Here is a 16,191-nt window from a genome sequence, read left to right on the forward strand (position 1 = left end):
CGAGGTGCTCTCCAGCGACGGCATGTCCATCGAGATGCGCGACACCGACGAGGACGTCTTCCGCGCCGCGGAGGAGCTCGGTATCGACCTGTCCCGGCGTGAGCCGAGCAGCGTGGAAGAAGTCTGAGGGGGAGATCGCACACAATGCTAGACGTCAACTTCTTCGACGAGCTTCGGATTGGGCTGGCGACGGCCGACGACATTCGTCAGTGGTCGCACGGCGAGGTCAAGAAGCCGGAGACGATCAACTACCGGACTCTCAAGCCGGAAAAGGACGGGCTCTTCTGCGAGAAGATCTTCGGTCCGACCCGCGACTGGGAGTGCTACTGCGGCAAGTACAAGCGCGTCCGGTTCAAGGGCATCATCTGTGAGCGCTGCGGCGTCGAGGTGACCCGCGCCAAGGTCCGCCGTGAGCGGATGGGCCACATCGAGCTGGCCGCGCCGGTCACGCACATCTGGTACTTCAAGGGCGTCCCGTCGCGTCTGGGCTACCTGCTCGACCTGGCCCCGAAGGACCTGGAGAAGGTCATCTACTTCGCGGCGTACATGATCACGCATGTCGACACCGAGATGCGTGAGCGTGACCTGCCCTCGCTGGAGGCGAAGATCTCCGTCGAGCGGCAGCACATCGAGCAGCGCCGTGACGCCGACGTCGAGGCCCGGCAGAAGAAGCTCGAGGCCGACCTGTCCGAGCTGGAGGCCGCCGGCGCCAAGGGCGACCAGCGCCGCAAGGTCCGTGAGGGCGCCGAGCGCGAGATGCGTCAGCTCCGCGACCGGGCCCAGCGCGAGCTGGACCGGCTCGACGAGGTCTGGAGCCGCTTCAAGAACCTCAAGGTCCAGGACCTCGAGGGCGACGAGCTGCTCTACCGCGAGATGCGCGACCGCTTCGGCCGCTACTTCAAGGGCGGCATGGGCGCGCAGGCGATCCAGGACCGCCTGATCAGCTTCGACCTCGACGCCGAGGCCGAGAACCTGCGCGAGACCATCCGCAGCGGCAAGGGCCAGAAGAAGGCCCGCGCGCTCAAGCGGCTCAAGGTCGTGTCGGCGTTCCTCAACACGACCAACTCGCCGCGCGGCATGGTGCTCGACTGCATCCCGGTCATCCCGCCGGACCTGCGCCCGATGGTGCAGCTCGACGGTGGCCGGTTCGCGACCTCCGACCTCAACGACCTGTACCGCCGGGTCATCAACCGGAACAACCGCCTCAAGCGTCTGCTCGACCTCGGCGCGCCCGAGATCATCGTGAACAACGAGAAGCGGATGCTGCAGGAGGCCGTGGACGCGCTGTTCGACAACGGCCGCCGCGGTCGCCCGGTCACCGGTCCCGGCAACCGGCCGCTGAAGTCCCTCAGCGACATGCTGAAGGGCAAGCAGGGTCGTTTCCGCCAGAACCTGCTGGGCAAGCGAGTCGACTACTCCGGCCGTTCGGTCATCGTCGTCGGCCCGCAGCTCAAGCTGCACCAGTGCGGTCTGCCCAAGCAGATGGCGCTGGAGCTGTTCAAGCCGTTCGTGATGAAGAGGCTCGTGGACCTCAACCACGCGCAGAACATCAAGTCGGCCAAGCGGATGGTCGAGCGCGCCCGCCCCGTGGTGTGGGACGTGCTCGAAGAGGTCATCACCGAGCACCCCGTGCTGCTCAACCGCGCTCCGACGCTCCACCGCCTGGGCATCCAGGCGTTCGAGCCGCAGCTGGTCGAGGGCAAGGCCATCCAGATCCACCCGCTCGTCTGCACCGCGTTCAACGCGGACTTCGACGGCGACCAGATGGCCGTGCACCTGCCGCTGTCGGCCGAGGCCCAGGCCGAGGCGCGCATCCTGATGCTCTCGACCAACAACATCCTCAAGCCGGCCGACGGCAAGCCCGTGACGATGCCCACCCAGGACATGGTCATCGGCCTCTACTGGCTGACCACCCAGAAGGACGGCGCGCTGGGCGAGGGCCGCGTGTTCGGCTCGATCGCCGAGGCGCAGATGGCCTTCGACCGCCGCGAGCTGGAGATCCAGGCGAAGATCCAGATCCGGCTCAAGGACGTCCTGCCGCCGCGCGACTGGGTGGCCCCCGAGGGCTGGGAGCAGGGTGACCCGATCCGGCTGGAGACCACGTTCGGCCGGTGCCTGTTCAACCAGACGCTGCCGGACAGCTACCCCTTCGTCGACTTCCAGGTCGGCAAGAAGCAGCTGTCCACGATCGTGAACGAGCTGGCGGAGACCTACCCCAAGATCGAGGTCGCCAACTCGCTCGACGCGCTCAAGGACGCCGGCTTCCGCTGGGCGACCCGCTCCGGTGTCACGATCTCGATCGAGGACGTCGTCGCGCCGCCCAACAAGCAGGACATCATGGAGAACTACGAGCGCCGGGCCGACAAGGTCCAGCGCGAGTACGAGCGCGGTCTGATCACCGACGAGGAGCGCCGCCAGGAGCTCATCGAGATCTGGACGCACGCGACGGCCGACGTCGAGACCGACATGGTCAACGCCTTCCCGGCGACCAACCCGGTCTGGATGATGGTCAACTCCGGCGCCCGCGGTAACAAGATGCAGGTCCGGCAGATCGCCGGCATCCGCGGCCTGGTGTCCAACACCAAGGGTGAGACGATCCCGCGGCCGATCAAGGCCTCGTTCCGCGAGGGCCTGTCGGTGCTGGAGTACTTCATCTCCACCCACGGCCAGCGGAAGGGTCTGGCCGACACCGCCCTGCGTACCGCCGACTCGGGTTACCTGACCCGTCGTCTGGTGGACGTCGCGCAGGACGTCATCGTGCGCGAGATCGACTGCGGCACCGACCGCGCGGTCCCGCTGCACGTCGGCGACAGGGACGCCTCGGGCAACCTGGTCAAGGCGGAGAACGCCGAGTCCAACGTGCACGGGCGCATCCTGGCCGAGGACGTCGAGGTCGACGGCAAGGTCATCGTCCCGGCGGGCGTCGACATCAACGACACCCACGTGACGAAGCTGGTCGAGGCCGGCGTCGAGACCGTCCGCACCCGCAGCGCGCTCGTCTGCGAGGCCAAGATCGGTGTCTGCGCGACCTGCTACGGCCGTTCGCTGGCCACCGGCAAGCTCGTGGACGTCGGCGAGGCGGTCGGCATCATCGCCGCCCAGTCGATCGGTGAGCCGGGCACGCAGCTGACCATGCGGACCTTCCACACCGGTGGTGTGGCCGGCGCCGACATCACCCACGGTCTGCCCCGTGTCACGGAGCTGTTCGAGGCGCGCATCCCCAAGGGTGTCGCCCCGATCTCCGAGGCCGAGGGCCGGGTCCGCATCGACGAGACCGACAAGACCAGGAAGATCGTGATCACCCCCGACGACGGGTCGGAGGAGATCGCCTACCCGGTCTCGATGCGCTCGCGCCTGCTCGTGCAGGAGGGCCAGCGCGTCACGGTCGGCCAGCAGCTCGTGGCCGGTGCGGTCAACCCCAACGAGGTGCTGCGCATCCTCGGCCCGCGGGCCGTGCAGCTGCACCTGGTGGCGGAGGTCCAGCAGGTCTACCGCTCGCAGGGTGTGTCGATCCACGACAAGCACATCGAGATCATCGTGCGGCAGATGCTCAAGCGCGTGAACGTGCTGGAGTCCGGTGACACCGACCTGCTGCCCGGCGAGCTCGTGGAGCGCCCGCGCTTCGAGCAGATGAACCGCGAGACCGTGGCCGAGGGCGGTTCGCCCGCCGCCGGCCGTCCGGTGCTCATGGGCATCACGAAGGCGTCGCTGGCCACCGAGTCGTGGCTGTCGGCGGCCTCCTTCCAGGAGACGACCAGGGTCCTGACGGACGCGGCGATCCACGCCAAGTCCGACTCGCTCCTGGGCCTGAAGGAGAACGTCATCATCGGTAAGCTCATCCCGGCCGGTACCGGCATGCCGCAGTACCGCAACATCCGGGTGGAGCCGACCGAGGAGGCCAAGGCGGCCATGTACACCGTCGGTGGTTACGACGGTTCGGCGGCCGACTACACCTTCGGCACCGGCAGCGGCGAGGCCGTGCCGCTGGAGGAGTACGACTTCGGCCAGTACAACCGGTAATCGCGCTGAGTGACGCGCCCGGCCTCTCTCCTTGAGAGGCCGGGCGCGTCGCGTTTCGGGGGTCGTTCCGGCGGAGGCTGAGGATCTTGCGGGGAGACGCGGGCTCTCGGTTCGTTACGGCGGTGCCGTGGTTCCCCCAGACGCCGTACGGGGCTGAGGACCTTCCAGGGAGACGCGGGCTGAGCCCTTCAGCGGCGGGCCGCCGTCACGGCGCCACGCCGGCCGGGTTCCGTGGTCCGAGCCGGTCAGAAGAGGCCCTTGATCTTGGTGATGGCGTCGGTGACGGCCGTCACGCTGCCCGCGGCCATCGTCAGGCTGTTCAGGAACAGGCTCAGGCGCCTGGGACTCGGCTGCTCCGACTCCGTCTCCTCCTGGAGCGCCTCCACCGCGTCCGCGGCCGTCTGCGGGTCGGCGAGATGGGCCCGGTAGCGCGTGACCAGCGTGCTCAGCTCGCCGATCAGGGCCCGCAGCTCCTCCTGCTGCGTCGTGGGGCCGCCGTAGTTGTACGTCGCGCCGAAGTGGGAGCCGGACTCGGCGGTGCCGAAGTTGATGCCGTGCTGCTGTCCGCCGGTGAAGTGCACGCCCTCGCGGTGGCGTGACGGGTCTTCGCTCATGGGGTGCCGCCCTTCTGAGGTTGGCCGGTTCTGGCGCCGAAGTGGGAGCCGGCCTCGGCCTTGCCGAAGTTGATGCCGTGCTGCTGGCCGCCGCTGATGGTGACCTTGTTGTTGGTGATCTGGGTGATGCGCGCGGCCGCCTCGCCGGTGTCGATGTTGTGCTCGGCGAGGAACCTGGCCAGGCCCTTGTCCACGGCTTCGAGCACGACCTTGTCGAACATCTCGACGTCGCGGGTGATGAAGAAGCGCCGCGGGTCGTCTCCCATGGCCATCTCGCGCACGCTGTAATGGGCGCCGTAGTCGTACAGGCCGTGGCCCTGGATGACGGCGCGGTCGTCGCGCTCCTGGCGGCGTCTGGCGGCGCCGCGCCCCCAGAGGCGGGCCAGGCGCAGCGGGGCCGTCACCAGGCGGGGGACGGCCTGGGCGGCGCCGTGGGTCAGCGCGACGAACAGGCCGGTCAGCAGGTCCGAGGAGACCCTGTCGACCAGGGAGTACTCCGGGGCCAGCGGATACAGCTCGTACGTCGAGCCCTCCAGGAAGAGGGAGCCGCGCAGCCGTACCGCGCGCAGGAAGATCGTCACGACGAGCTGGCCGCCCCAGCCGATGACCTCCACGCACAGATAGGCGCGCGCCGAGGACTCGGGAGCGCGGGACACCGCGCGGACGAGCTCGGAGTCCACCGTGGTCACCGGCGGAGCCAGCCGGTCGGGCAGCAGCTCGGAGGCGTGGTTGATGTCCACGCCGTTGATGAACAGCCGCTCGGAGATGCCCAGGTTGGGCAGGCCGGTGGCGGCGATCTCCCTGGCCAGGCAGGCGTGCACGTCGTCGGAGTGGAAGGGCCTGGGCGGTTTGCCCTCCTGCGCCACCTTGGTGATGTCGATGGCGAAGGACCAGCCGTGGTCGTGCGGGAACCCGCAGCCGACGAAGGGCAAGTAGTCGGTGAAGACCACCACGTTGCCCCGCTGGGCCCTGGTCAGGCGGGCGACCTCGCGGCGGGCGGCGGCGGAGACCGGGGAGGGCGCCTCGGCCACGGAGAAGCGGCGGGCGGACAGCCGCCGGCCGAGCACGACCACCCGCGTGTGGAAGACGTGCGCCGCCACCACCAGCCAGGCGAGCGCCAGCGGTAACAGGACGAGCGGCGCGAGCCGCAGCAGCCCGGAGCCGCCGAGAGCACCCAGGTCGTCCAGGTCGTTGACGGAGTCGAGCGCGTCCAGGTCGGGCAGCGCGCCGGCCACGCCCGCAGCCAGGAGCGCGATCGTGCCCGCGCCGATGAGCAGCAGGAGCACGTCGCGGGCGGTGCGGCGGCGCTCGGCGGCCAGCGCGTGCTTGAGCACGGCGGGCAGGTCCACGCCGTAGGAGGGGGCGCAGGCGCGGAAGGGGTGGCCCAGCGTCTCGTCGATGACCGCGCGGGCGAAGGGCTCGCTGATGTGGGCGGCGGCGCACAGGTAACGGGTGGTGTTCGTGGGCCGCTGGATCGGCGCGGAGGTGGTGTGGTGCTCGTCCGGGACGCCCCCGCCCTGGATCTGCAGCACCGCCTCGACCCCGCCCATGCGGACGCGTTCGCCGACGGGCAGGCGTACGGGCTGGTGGATGCGGGTGCCGTTGACCCAGGTGCCGTTGGTGGAGTCGCAGTCGGCGATCCACGCCGAGCCGCCGGCCAGCCAGACCCTGGCGTGCCTGCGGCTGATCTCCTGGGAGTCGATGCGCAGCGGGGCCGTGCGGCCGATCTCGGCGGGCACCTCTGAGACGGGCAGGCGCAGGCCGCGCAGCTCGCGGGGGCGGACGAGGACGAGTTCGAAGGGGGAGATGGGGGAGCCCGGCCAGGGCCGGTCGGCCGCCTCAGACAAGGAGCCCTCCACGCCGGCGTGGCCGGAGCTTCCGACGCCGCCCGATCGCCGGTCGGCACTGCCGGCCCGGGTGGTCTGGGGGGTCTGGGCGGCCTGGGTGGTCTCGGTGGTGCGGGGGGTCTGGGCGGTCGTCCCGGAGGCGTCGGTCAAGGAGCATCGACATGGGGGTCATCCCTCTCGACGTGTCGCCAGATGACGGTATCCGGACAGTGAGGCGACCGCTTCAGGGAGTGACCTAGGGATCACCCTAGCCCCGGCCGTGGAGTCTTCACCTTTCCGATGCCGGAGCTTCGGCGAAGAGCTCGCGAGTTGGTCGCGAAGGCCGATATCATGGTCGGCGGAGCTGTAGATGGGCTGGATGAAAAGGCCCCGGCGACCCGGAGTGGCAAGACTTGTCGGTCTTGTCGCGCCGTTTTGACGTGTCGCTGGGGGCTGGGTAGTCTTGAGCATCGTGCCCGTCTTCTAACGGGCTCTCGACCGTGCGCTCAATTACGGGCGCGGGACGGCTTCCTGGCTCGTAATCCTCGCGGACGTGTCTGTGCGACTAGCGCGACACGCCCGAGCGCGGGGGCACCGAGACAAGAAAAACCAGCAGGTCATGACACCGGCAGCACCTGCGAAAAGCAAGACCTGATGACGTAACACCGGCCAAGGCACGAAACGGAGTGGCAGTGCCCACTATTCAGCAGTTGGTCCGCAAGGGCCGGCAGGACAAGGTCGCCAAGACCAAGACTCCTGCCCTCAAGGGGAGTCCGCAGCGGCGCGGCGTGTGCCAGCGCGTTTACACCACGACTCCGAAGAAGCCCAACTCGGCACTGCGCAAGGTGGCCCGCGTTCGGCTCACGAACGGCATCGAGGTCACGGCCTACATCCCCGGTGTCGGCCACAACCTTCAGGAGCACTCCATCGTGCTCGTGCGTGGCGGTCGTGTGAAGGACCTGCCTGGTGTTCGCTACAAGATCATCCGTGGTTCGCTGGACACCCAGGGTGTCCGCAACCGCAAGCAGGCCCGCAGCCGCTACGGCGCGAAGAAGGAGAAGAGCTAACAATGCCTCGTAAGGGTTCTCCTGGCCGTCGTCAGCTCATGTCTGACCCGGTTTACAGCTCGCCGCTGGTGACCGCCCTGATCAACAAGGTGCTCCTGGACGGCAAGCGCTCCATCGCGCAGTCGATCGTCTACGGCGCCCTTGAGGGCTGCAGGGAGAAGACGGGCAACGACCCGGTCGTCACCCTGAAGCGCGCGCTTGACAACGTCAAGCCCACCCTTGAGGTCCGCAGCCGTCGGGTCGGTGGCGCGACCTACCAGGTGCCGGTCGAGGTGCGCGCCGCGCGCAGCACCACCCTGGCCCTGCGCTGGCTGGTGCAGTACTCCCGCGCCCGCCGCGAGAAGACCATGACCGAGCGCCTCATGAACGAGCTCCTCGACGCCAGCAACGGCCTCGGGGCGAGCGTCAAGAAGCGCGAGGACACCCACAAGATGGCCGAGTCCAACAAGGCCTTCGCTCACTACCGCTGGTAGTGGGATCGACGAGACGACGAGGACGCGAGAGAAGTGGCCACGCAGACCGCTCTTGACCTGGCCAAGGTCCGAAACATCGGGATCATGGCCCACATCGACGCGGGCAAGACCACCACGACCGAGCGCATCCTGTTCTACACCGGGATCAACTACAAGATCGGTGAAGTTCATGAGGGCGCTGCCACCATGGACTGGATGGAGCAGGAGCAGGAGCGCGGCATCACGATCACGTCTGCCGCGACGACCTGTGAGTGGGCCGGTCACACGATCAATATCATCGACACCCCGGGCCACGTCGACTTCACCATCGAGGTCGAGCGCTCGCTGCGCGTCCTCGACGGCGCCGTCGCCGTGTTCGACGGTGTGGCCGGCGTCGAGCCGCAGTCGGAGACGGTGTGGCGTCAGGCCGACCGTTACAACGTGCCCCGGATCTGCTTCGTCAACAAGATGGACCGTGTCGGCGCGGAGTTCCACCGCTGCGTCGACATGATGATCGGCCGTCTGGGCGCGACCCCGGCTGTCATCCAGCTTCCGTGGGGCGTTGAGGCCGACTTCAAGGGCGTCATCGACCTCATCAAGATGAAGGGCCTCATCTGGAGCGCCGAGGCGGCCAAGGGCGAGATGTACGACATCGTCGACATCCCGGCCGACCACGCCGACGCCGCTCGCGAGTGGCGTGACAAGCTGGTCGAGACCGTCGCCGAGAACGACGACGAGCTGATGGAGCTCTTCCTGGAGGGCACCGAGCCCACCGAGGAGCAGCTGATCGCGGCCATCCGCCGCGCGACGCTGTCCAGCGCCATCAACCCGGTCCTGTGCGGCACCGCGTTCAAGAACAAGGGCGTGCAGCCCCTGCTCGACGCGATCGTCGCCTACCTCCCCGCCCCGACCGACATCCCGGCCTTCAAGGGCCACGCGGTCGGCAACGAGGAGAAGGTGATCGAGCGTCACGCGGACCCGACCGAGCCGTTCTCCGCCCTGGCCTTCAAGATCGCCAGCGACCCGCACCTGGGCAAGATCACCTACATCCGCATCTACTCGGGCACGCTCGAGTCCGGTTCACAGGTCATCAACTCTGTGAAGGGCAAGAAGGAGCGGATCGGCAAGATCTACCAGATGCACGCCAACAAGCGCGAAGAGCGCCCGTCGGCGATCGCTGGTCAGATCGTGGCCGTCATGGGTCTGAAGGACACCACCACGGGTGACACCCTCTCCGACCCGGCCAACCAGGTCGTGCTCGAGTCGATGACGTTCCCGGCTCCGGTCATCAACGTCGCCATCGAGCCCAAGACCAAGGGCGACCAGGAGAAGCTGTCGACCGCGATCCAGCGGCTGGCCGAGGAGGACCCGTCCTTCCAGGTCCGCCGTGACGAGGAGACCGGCCAGACGGTCATCTGGGGCATGGGCGAGCTTCACCTCGAGATCCTCGTCGACCGTATGCGCCGCGAGTTCAAGGTCGAGGCCAACGTCGGCCGCCCGCAGGTCGCCTACCGCGAGACCATCCGCCGCAAGGTGGAGAAGGTCGACTACACCCACAAGAAGCAGACCGGTGGTTCCGGTCAGTTCGCGCGGGTGATCATCGACCTGGAGCCGCTGGGCGAGGGCAACGACGGTTACGAGTTCGAGAACAAGGTCACCGGCGGCCGCGTCCCGAGGGAGTACATCCCGTCGGTCGACGCCGGCGCGCAGGAGGCCGCCGAGTTCGGCGTGCTGGCCGGTTACCCGATGGTGGGCGTGAAGGTTACGCTGACCGACGGTGCGGCCCACGACGTTGACTCCTCGGAAATGGCGTTCAAGATCGCCGGTTCGATGGCCTTCAAGGAGGCCGCGCGCAAGGCGGACGCCGTGCTCCTCGAGCCGATGATGGCTGTCGAGGTGACCACGCCCGAGGACTACATGGGTGACGTCATCGGTGACCTCAACGGTCGCCGCGGGCAGATCCAGGCGATGGACGACCGGGCCGGCGCCAAGGTCGTCCGAGCGCTCGTGCCGCTGTCTGAGATGTTCGGCTACGTGGGTGACCTGCGTAGCAAGACGCAGGGGCGCGCGAGCTACAGCATGCTGTTCGACTCCTACGCTGAGGTGCCTCCGGGCATCGCCAAGGAGATCGTCGCGAAGGCCCGGGGCGAGTAGTTTCCGATCCGATCCCGCGAGGGATCGGGCCGGGACTTCTGTCCTGGTCCCTGGTGGGGTGGTGCGAGCCACCCCGCCGCCAAGGGGTTCGGGAGTTCCCGGGCCCGAGTGTGTAGACGAAAGTCAGTCAGATTCTCAAGGAGAGAACCAGTGGCTAAGGCCAAGTTCGAGCGGACCAAGCCGCACATGAACATCGGCACCATTGGGCACATCGACCACGGCAAGACCACGCTGACCGCGGCGATCACCAAGGTGCTCCACGACCGCTACCCCGAGCTGAACAAGGCGACCCCGTTCGACAAGATCGACAAGGCGCCCGAGGAGAAGGCTCGTGGCATCACGATCTCCATCGCGCACGTCGAGTACCAGACGGAGAAGCGTCACTACGCGCACGTTGACTGCCCGGGTCACGCCGACTACGTCAAGAACATGATCACCGGTGCCGCTCAGATGGACGGCGCCATCCTCGTGGTCGCCGCCACCGACGGCCCGATGCCGCAGACGAAGGAGCACGTCCTCCTGGCCCGCCAGGTCGGCGTTCCCTACATCGTCGTGGCCCTCAACAAGTCCGACATGGTGGACGACGAGGAGATCCTGGAGCTCGTCGAGCTCGAGGTCCGTGAGCTCCTGTCCGCTCAGGAGTTCCCCGGCGACGACCTGCCGGTCGTCCGCGTCTCCGCGCTCAAGGCTCTTGAGGGCGACGAGAAGTGGGCCGACAGCATCATCGAGCTGATGAACGCCGTCGACGAGAACGTCCCCGAGCCCCCGCGTGAGACGGAGAAGCCGTTCCTCATGCCGGTCGAGGACGTCTTCTCGATCACCGGTCGCGGCACCGTCGTCACCGGCCGTATCGAGCGCGGCATCGTCAAGGTCAACGAGCAGGTCGACATCATCGGCATCAAGCCGGAGAAGACCACGACCACCGTCACCAGCATCGAGATGTTCAACAAGATGCTCGACGAGGGTCACGCGGGTGACAACGCCGCCCTGCTGCTCCGCGGCATCAAGCGCGACGACGTCGAGCGCGGCCAGTGCATCATCAAGCCGGGCACGACCACCCCGCACACCGAGTTCACCGGCCAGGTCTACATCCTGTCCAAGGACGAGGGCGGCCGCCACACGCCGTTCTTCAACAACTACCGTCCTCAGTTCTACTTCCGTACGACTGACGTGACCGGTGTTGTGAACCTCCCCGAGGGCACCGAGATGGTCATGCCGGGCGACAACACCGAGATGCGCGTTGAGCTGATCCAGCCCATCGCCATGGAGGAAGGCCTCAAGTTCGCGATCCGTGAGGGTGGCCGCACCGTCGGCGCCGGTCGGGTCACGAAGATCATCAAGTAGCTAGACCGTCGGGGCGGCGGTCGGCCCCGCACCTTCGGGCCGGCCGCCGCACCGTGTAGGGCCCCATGCAAGGCGCCGTGATCCAGCAGTCGCTTCGGCCAACGAGCGAAGGCGAGTGACCGAAGTCACTGCCGGATCACGGAAGAAAAGGCAGATCGACTACGTCTGCCTCGTGGGGTTAATGCGGGGTTTCACCTGCATGAACACACAGCGGCACAGGCCGCACGATACTTTTTCAGACGACAGCGAAGGACACCGAGGCCACTATGGCGGGACAGAAGATCCGCATTCGGCTCAAGGCCTATGACCACGAGGTCATCGACAGCTCGGCCAAGAAGATCGTCGAGACGGTGACGCGGACTGGCGCGAAGGTCGCAGGCCCGGTGCCGCTGCCGACCGAGAAGAACGTGTACTGCGTCATCCGCTCGCCGCACAAGTACAAGGACAGCCGCGAGCACTTCGAGATGCGCACGCACAAGCGGCTGATTGACATCATCGACCCGACCCCCAAGACCGTCGACTCGCTCATGCGGCTCGACCTCCCCGCGGGTGTCGACATTTCGATCAAGCTCTGAGGGAACGCACTGACATGGCTAAGACGATCAAGGGTGTCCTGGGCAAGAAGCTCGGCATGACCCAGGTCTTCGACGCGGACAACCGGATGGTTCCGGTCACCGTGGTCGAGGCCGGTCCGTGCGTGGTGACCCGCGTCCGCACCGCAGAGAAGGACGGCTACTCCGCCATCCAGCTCGGCTTCGGGCAGGTCGACCCCCGGAAGGTCAACAAGCCGCTCGGCGACTACCTGCGTAAGCACGACATCACCCCGCGCCGTTACTTCGCGGAGATCCGCACCGACGACGCGAGCGACTACACCCTGGGCCAGGAGCTGCTGGCCGACACCTTCGAGGCGGGCCAGTTCGTCGATGTGACGGGCAAGAGCAAGGGCAAGGGCTTCGCCGGTGTCATGAAGCGGCACGGCTTCGGTGGTCTGGGCGCGTCGCACGGTACGCAGCGCAAGCACCGTTCGCCGGGTTCCATCGGTGGCTGCGCCACCCCGGGCCGCGTTTTCAAGGGTCTGCGCATGGCTGGCCGGATGGGTAACGTCCGTACCACCGTGCAGAGCCTCAAGATTCACGCCGTGGACGCCGAGAAGGGCCTCATCCTGATCAAGGGTGCGATCCCCGGCGCCAACGGCAGCCTGGTCCTCGTCCGCACCGCTGCCAAGAAGGGGGCTGCCAAGTGAGCACCACTATTGACGTCCTCGACGCCAGCGGCGCGAAGGCCGGCACGGTTGACCTGCCCGAAGACGTCTTCGGCGCCAAGGTCAACGTTCCGCTGATCCACCAGGTGGTCGTGGCCCAGCTCGCCGCTCGCCGGCAGGGCACCCACAAGGCCAAGACCCGTGGTGAGGTCTCCGGCGGCGGCAAGAAGCCGTACCGCCAGAAGGGCACCGGCCGCGCCCGTCAGGGCTCGACCCGCGCGCCGCAGTTCACCGGCGGTGGCACCGTCCACGGCCCCGTGCCGCGCGACTACTCGCAGCGCACGCCCAAGAAGATGAAGGCCGCCGCCCTGCGCGGCGCCCTGTCGGACCGGGCGAGCGGCAACCGCGTGCACGTGGTGAGCTCCCTGGTCTCGGGCGAGACGCCCAAGACCAAGGCCGCGCTGGAGGCCCTGCGCAAGATCACCCAGGCTCCGCGCGTCCTCGTCGTGGTCGACGCGGACGACGAGCTGACCTGGCTGAGCCTGCGCAACGCTCCCGAGGTCCACCTGCTGGACGCCGGGCAGCTCAACACCTACGACGTGCTCGTGCACGACGACGTGGTCTTCACCCAGGAGGCGTACGACCAGGTCGTGGCGCGGCTGAGTGGCGGGAAGGAAGACGCCTGATGGAGAACACCACCGAACCGCAGGACGTCGCCCAGGCCGCCGAGTCCGAGGTCAAGGGGCGGATGAAGCGGGTCACCGACCCGCGCGACGTCATCATCAAGCCGGTTGTCTCCGAGAAGAGCTACGGTCTGATCGACGAGAACAACAAGTACACGTTCCTGGTGAAGAAGACCGCGAACAAGACCCAGGTCAAGATCGCCGTTGAGCAGATCTTCGGGGTCAAGGTCACCAGCGTGAACACCATCAACCGGCAGGGCAAGCGCAAGCGGACCCGGACCGGTTTCGGCAAGCGTCCCGACACCAAGCGCGCGATCGTGAGCCTGGTCGAGGGCGATCGGATCGACATCTTCGGTCAGATCGGCTAGCGGCCATAGAAGTGAGCGCGGGCCGGATCGGCTCGCGCGGGGCTGAGACCGTCGCACTCAGGTGCGGCGGGCTCACCCATGTAACCGACGAAGGATGAACGAAAAAGATGGGCATCCGTAAGTACAAGCCGACGACTCCGGGTCGCCGCGGATCGAGTGTCTCGGACTTCTCCGAGATCACCCGCAGCACCCCTGAGAAGTCGCTGCTTGCGCCCCTTCACAGCAAGGGCGGCCGCAACGTACACGGCCGAGTCACCGCTCGCCACCAGGGCGGCGGTCACAAGCGCGCCTACCGGATCATCGACTTCCGTAGGCATGACAAGGACGGCATCCCGGCCAAGGTCGCTCACATCGAGTACGACCCCAACCGCACCGCCAACATCGCTCTGCTCCACTACGCCGACGGTGAGAAGCGCTACATCATCGCGCCGACCGGCCTCAAGCAGGGTGACCGCATCGAGAACGGTCCCGCCGCCGACATCAAGCCCGGCAACTGCCTGCCGCTGCGCAACATCCCGACCGGTACCTTCATCCACGCGGTGGAGCTCCGTCCGGGTGGTGGCGCCAAGCTCGGCCGTTCCGCCGGCGCCCAGATCCAGCTGCTCGCCAAGGAGGGCACCTACGCCACGCTGCGTATGCCGTCCGGCGAGATGCGCATGGTCGACGTGCGCTGCCGCGCGACGGTCGGCCAGGTGGGCAACGCCGAGCAGGCCAACATCAACTGGGGCAAGGCCGGCCGCATGAGGTGGAAGGGCAAGCGCCCGACCGTCCGTGGTGTCGCGATGAACCCCGTCGACCACCCGCACGGTGGTGGTGAGGGTAAGACCTCCGGTGGTCGTCACCCGGTGAACCCCAAGGGCAAGCCCGAGGGCCGTACCCGTCAGGCGAACAAGGCCAGCGACAGGCTGATCATCCGCCGTCGGTCGAAGAGGAAGAAGCGGTAGGAGCAGCCGAAATGCCACGTAGCCTTAAGAAGGGTCCCTTCGTGGACGAGCACCTTCAGAAGAAGGTCGACGTCCAGAACGAAAAGGGCACCAAGAACGTCATCAAGACGTGGTCGCGGCGCTCCATGATCGTCCCCGACATGCTCGGGCACACGATCGCCGTGCACGACGGCCGCAAGCACGTCCCGGTGTTCATCACCGAGTCCATGATCGGTCACAAGCTCGGAGAGTTCGCCCCGACGCGGACGTTCCGCAGCCACGTCAAGGAAGACCGCCGCAGCCGGCGGTAAGCGTCCCGGAAGTAGGAGAAAGCGATGGAAGCCAGGGCTCAGGCGCGGTTCGTCCGTGTCACGCCCCAGAAGGCCCGCCGTGTGGTGGACCTCATTCGCGGGCTGCCCGCTTCGGAGGCGCAGGCCGTGCTGCAGTTCGCTCCCCAGTCGGCGAGCGAGCCGATCTACAAGGTTCTCAGCAGCGCCATGGCGAACGCTGAGCACAACTTCGACCTCGACCCGCAGACGCTCGTCGTCAGCCGGGCGTGGGTCGACGAGGGCCCGACGCTGAAGCGGTTCCGCCCGCGTGCACAGGGTCGCGCCTATCGGATCAACAAGCGGACGAGCCACATCACTGTGATCGTGGAGTCCCGCGAGCCGAAGGGAAGGACCCGATAGTGGGCCAGAAGGTTAACCCGCACGGGTTCCGCCTCGGCATCACGACCGACTTCAAGAGCCGGTGGTACGCCGACAAGCTGTACAAGTCGTACGTCGCCGAGGACGTGGCGATCCGCCGCATGCTGCAGAAGGGCATGGAGCGGGCCGGCATCTCCAAGGTCGAGATCGAGCGCACGACGGACCGCGTCCAGGTGGACATCCACACCGCGCGTCCCGGCATCGTGATCGGCCGTCGTGGCGCCGAGGCCGACCGCATCCGCGGTGACCTGGAGAAGCTGACCAAGAAGCAGGTCCAGCTCAACATCCTCGAGGTCAAGAACCCGGAGATCGACGCCCAGCTCGTCGCGCAGGGCGTCGCCGAGCAGCTGTCCAGCCGTGTCTCGTTCCGCCGCGCCATGCGCAAGGCGATGCAGTCGGCCATGAAGTCCGGCGCCAAGGGCATCCGTGTCCAGTGCTCCGGTCGTCTGGGCGGCGCCGAGATGTCGCGGTCGGAGTTCTACCGTGAGGGCCGCGTGCCGCTGCACACGCTCCGCGCGGACATCGACTACGGCTTCTACGAGGCCCGCACCACCTTCGGCCGCATCGGCGTGAAGGTGTGGATCTACAAGGGCGAGGCTCCGACGAGCCGCGCCGAGCGCGAGGCGGCCGCCGCCGGCGCTCGCGCCGGCCAGCGTCGTGACCGCGACGACCGTCGTGGTGGCGGCGGCGGCGACCGTCCGCGTCGTGGTGGCGGTGACCGCCCCCGTCGTGGTGGCGGCCGCGGCGACCGCGCCCCCCGCAATGAGGCGGCCTCGCAGGCCGCCCCCGAGACCGGCCCGGCTGCGCAGCCGGGTGCTGAAGGGAGCTGACC

Annotated in this window: 15 protein-coding genes; 13 read left to right on the forward strand and 2 right to left on the reverse strand. The window is 67.6% G+C overall.

Going from position 1 to position 16,191, the window contains the following annotated elements:
- Positions 1 to 144: 144 nt before the first annotated feature.
- On the forward strand, positions 145 to 4,020 hold the full coding sequence (locus tag IO39_RS16845; RefSeq protein WP_043623413.1) for a DNA-directed RNA polymerase subunit beta': 3,876 nt from the start codon (positions 145 to 147) through the stop codon (positions 4,018 to 4,020).
- A 245-nt stretch (positions 4,021 to 4,265) separates the two neighbouring features.
- On the opposite strand, the gene IO39_RS16850 is transcribed toward IO39_RS16845, so the two are convergent.
- Both IO39_RS16850 and IO39_RS58900 read right to left on the reverse strand, forming a co-directional pair.
- Positions 4,266 to 4,634: a DUF5955 family protein gene (locus IO39_RS16850; protein ID WP_157548487.1), complete on the reverse strand. Its 369-nt coding sequence runs from the start codon at positions 4,632 to 4,634 to the stop codon at positions 4,266 to 4,268.
- On the reverse strand, positions 4,631 to 6,631 hold the full coding sequence (locus tag IO39_RS58900; RefSeq protein ID WP_043623418.1) for an FHA domain-containing protein: 2,001 nt from the start codon (positions 6,629 to 6,631) through the stop codon (positions 4,631 to 4,633). The genes IO39_RS16850 and IO39_RS58900 overlap by 4 nt, the downstream gene beginning before the upstream one ends.
- 521 nt (positions 6,632 to 7,152) lie before the next feature.
- Here IO39_RS58900 and rpsL point away from each other — a divergent pair.
- From rpsL to rpsC, 12 genes are all read left to right on the forward strand, one after another.
- Positions 7,153 to 7,527: a 30S ribosomal protein S12 gene (gene rpsL, locus IO39_RS16860; protein WP_043623420.1), complete on the forward strand. Its 375-nt coding sequence runs from the start codon at positions 7,153 to 7,155 to the stop codon at positions 7,525 to 7,527.
- A 2-nt stretch (positions 7,528 to 7,529) separates the two neighbouring features.
- A complete protein-coding gene (gene rpsG, locus IO39_RS16865) occupies positions 7,530 to 8,000 on the forward strand; it encodes a 30S ribosomal protein S7 (protein WP_043623423.1) in 471 nt (156 codons plus the stop codon).
- An 84-nt stretch (positions 8,001 to 8,084) separates the two neighbouring features.
- A complete protein-coding gene (fusA, locus tag IO39_RS16870; RefSeq protein WP_052423021.1) occupies positions 8,085 to 10,133 on the forward strand; it encodes an elongation factor G in 2,049 nt (682 codons plus the stop codon).
- Positions 10,134 to 10,283: 150 nt separating this feature from the next.
- Positions 10,284 to 11,477 carry an elongation factor Tu gene (tuf, locus tag IO39_RS16875; protein WP_043623429.1) on the forward strand — a complete coding sequence of 398 codons (1,194 nt, stop codon included), beginning with the start codon at positions 10,284 to 10,286 and terminating at the stop codon, positions 11,475 to 11,477.
- 266 nt (positions 11,478 to 11,743) lie between these two features.
- Positions 11,744 to 12,052 (forward strand): 30S ribosomal protein S10, encoded by a 309-nt coding sequence (rpsJ, locus tag IO39_RS16880; protein ID WP_012887830.1) that lies wholly within the window; start codon positions 11,744 to 11,746, stop codon positions 12,050 to 12,052.
- Positions 12,053 to 12,066: 14 nt separating this feature from the next.
- Positions 12,067 to 12,720, forward strand: coding sequence for a 50S ribosomal protein L3 (rplC, locus tag IO39_RS16885; RefSeq protein WP_043623433.1), 654 nt, complete (start codon positions 12,067 to 12,069; stop codon positions 12,718 to 12,720).
- A complete protein-coding gene (rplD, locus tag IO39_RS16890) occupies positions 12,717 to 13,364 on the forward strand; it encodes a 50S ribosomal protein L4 (protein ID WP_043623436.1) in 648 nt (215 codons plus the stop codon). Before rplC ends, rplD begins: the two co-directional genes overlap by 4 nt.
- Before the next feature lie 62 nt (positions 13,365 to 13,426).
- Positions 13,427 to 13,729, forward strand: a complete 303-nt coding sequence (gene rplW / locus IO39_RS16895) for a 50S ribosomal protein L23 (RefSeq protein WP_043623741.1) — start codon at positions 13,427 to 13,429, stop codon at positions 13,727 to 13,729.
- A 107-nt stretch (positions 13,730 to 13,836) separates the two neighbouring features.
- A complete protein-coding gene (gene rplB / locus IO39_RS16900; RefSeq protein WP_043623439.1) occupies positions 13,837 to 14,673 on the forward strand; it encodes a 50S ribosomal protein L2 in 837 nt (278 codons plus the stop codon).
- A gap of 11 nt (positions 14,674 to 14,684) precedes the next feature.
- Positions 14,685 to 14,963, forward strand: a complete 279-nt coding sequence (gene rpsS, locus IO39_RS16905; protein ID WP_043623441.1) for a 30S ribosomal protein S19 — start codon at positions 14,685 to 14,687, stop codon at positions 14,961 to 14,963.
- Between the two features lie 24 nt (positions 14,964 to 14,987).
- The gene (gene rplV, locus IO39_RS16910) at positions 14,988 to 15,341 is read left to right on the forward strand and encodes a 50S ribosomal protein L22 (RefSeq protein ID WP_020542306.1); all 354 of its coding nucleotides are present in this window, start codon (positions 14,988 to 14,990) and stop codon (positions 15,339 to 15,341) included.
- On the forward strand, positions 15,341 to 16,189 hold the full coding sequence (rpsC, locus tag IO39_RS16915; RefSeq protein WP_043623446.1) for a 30S ribosomal protein S3: 849 nt from the start codon (positions 15,341 to 15,343) through the stop codon (positions 16,187 to 16,189). The genes rplV and rpsC overlap by 1 nt, the downstream gene beginning before the upstream one ends.
- The last annotated feature ends 2 nt before the right edge of the window (positions 16,190 to 16,191 follow it).

Origin of the sequence: Nonomuraea candida, assembly GCF_000725485.1 — a bacterium.
In the GTDB taxonomy this organism is placed as follows: Bacteria; Actinomycetota; Actinomycetes; order Streptosporangiales; family Streptosporangiaceae; genus Nonomuraea; species Nonomuraea candida.

Bases quoted from the DNA above. Each gene is read 5' to 3' on its own strand.
- IO39_RS16850 (WP_157548487.1), bottom strand. From the start codon at position 4,634: ATGAGCGAAGACCCGTCACGCCACCGCGAGGGCGTGCACTTCACCGGC.
- fusA (WP_052423021.1), top strand. From the start codon at position 8,085: ATGGCCCACATCGACGCGGGCAAGACCACCACGACCGAGCGCATCCTG.
- IO39_RS16845 (WP_043623413.1), top strand. From the start codon at position 145: ATGCTAGACGTCAACTTCTTCGACGAGCTTCGGATTGGGCTGGCGACG.
- rplV (WP_020542306.1), top strand. From the start codon at position 14,988: ATGGAAGCCAGGGCTCAGGCGCGGTTCGTCCGTGTCACGCCCCAGAAG.
- rplB (WP_043623439.1), top strand. From the start codon at position 13,837: ATGGGCATCCGTAAGTACAAGCCGACGACTCCGGGTCGCCGCGGATCG.
- rpsJ (WP_012887830.1), top strand. From the start codon at position 11,744: ATGGCGGGACAGAAGATCCGCATTCGGCTCAAGGCCTATGACCACGAG.
- rplW (WP_043623741.1), top strand. From the start codon at position 13,427: ATGAAGCGGGTCACCGACCCGCGCGACGTCATCATCAAGCCGGTTGTC.
- rpsS (WP_043623441.1), top strand. From the start codon at position 14,685: ATGCCACGTAGCCTTAAGAAGGGTCCCTTCGTGGACGAGCACCTTCAG.
- rpsG (WP_043623423.1), top strand. From the start codon at position 7,530: ATGCCTCGTAAGGGTTCTCCTGGCCGTCGTCAGCTCATGTCTGACCCG.
- rplC (WP_043623433.1), top strand. From the start codon at position 12,067: ATGGCTAAGACGATCAAGGGTGTCCTGGGCAAGAAGCTCGGCATGACC.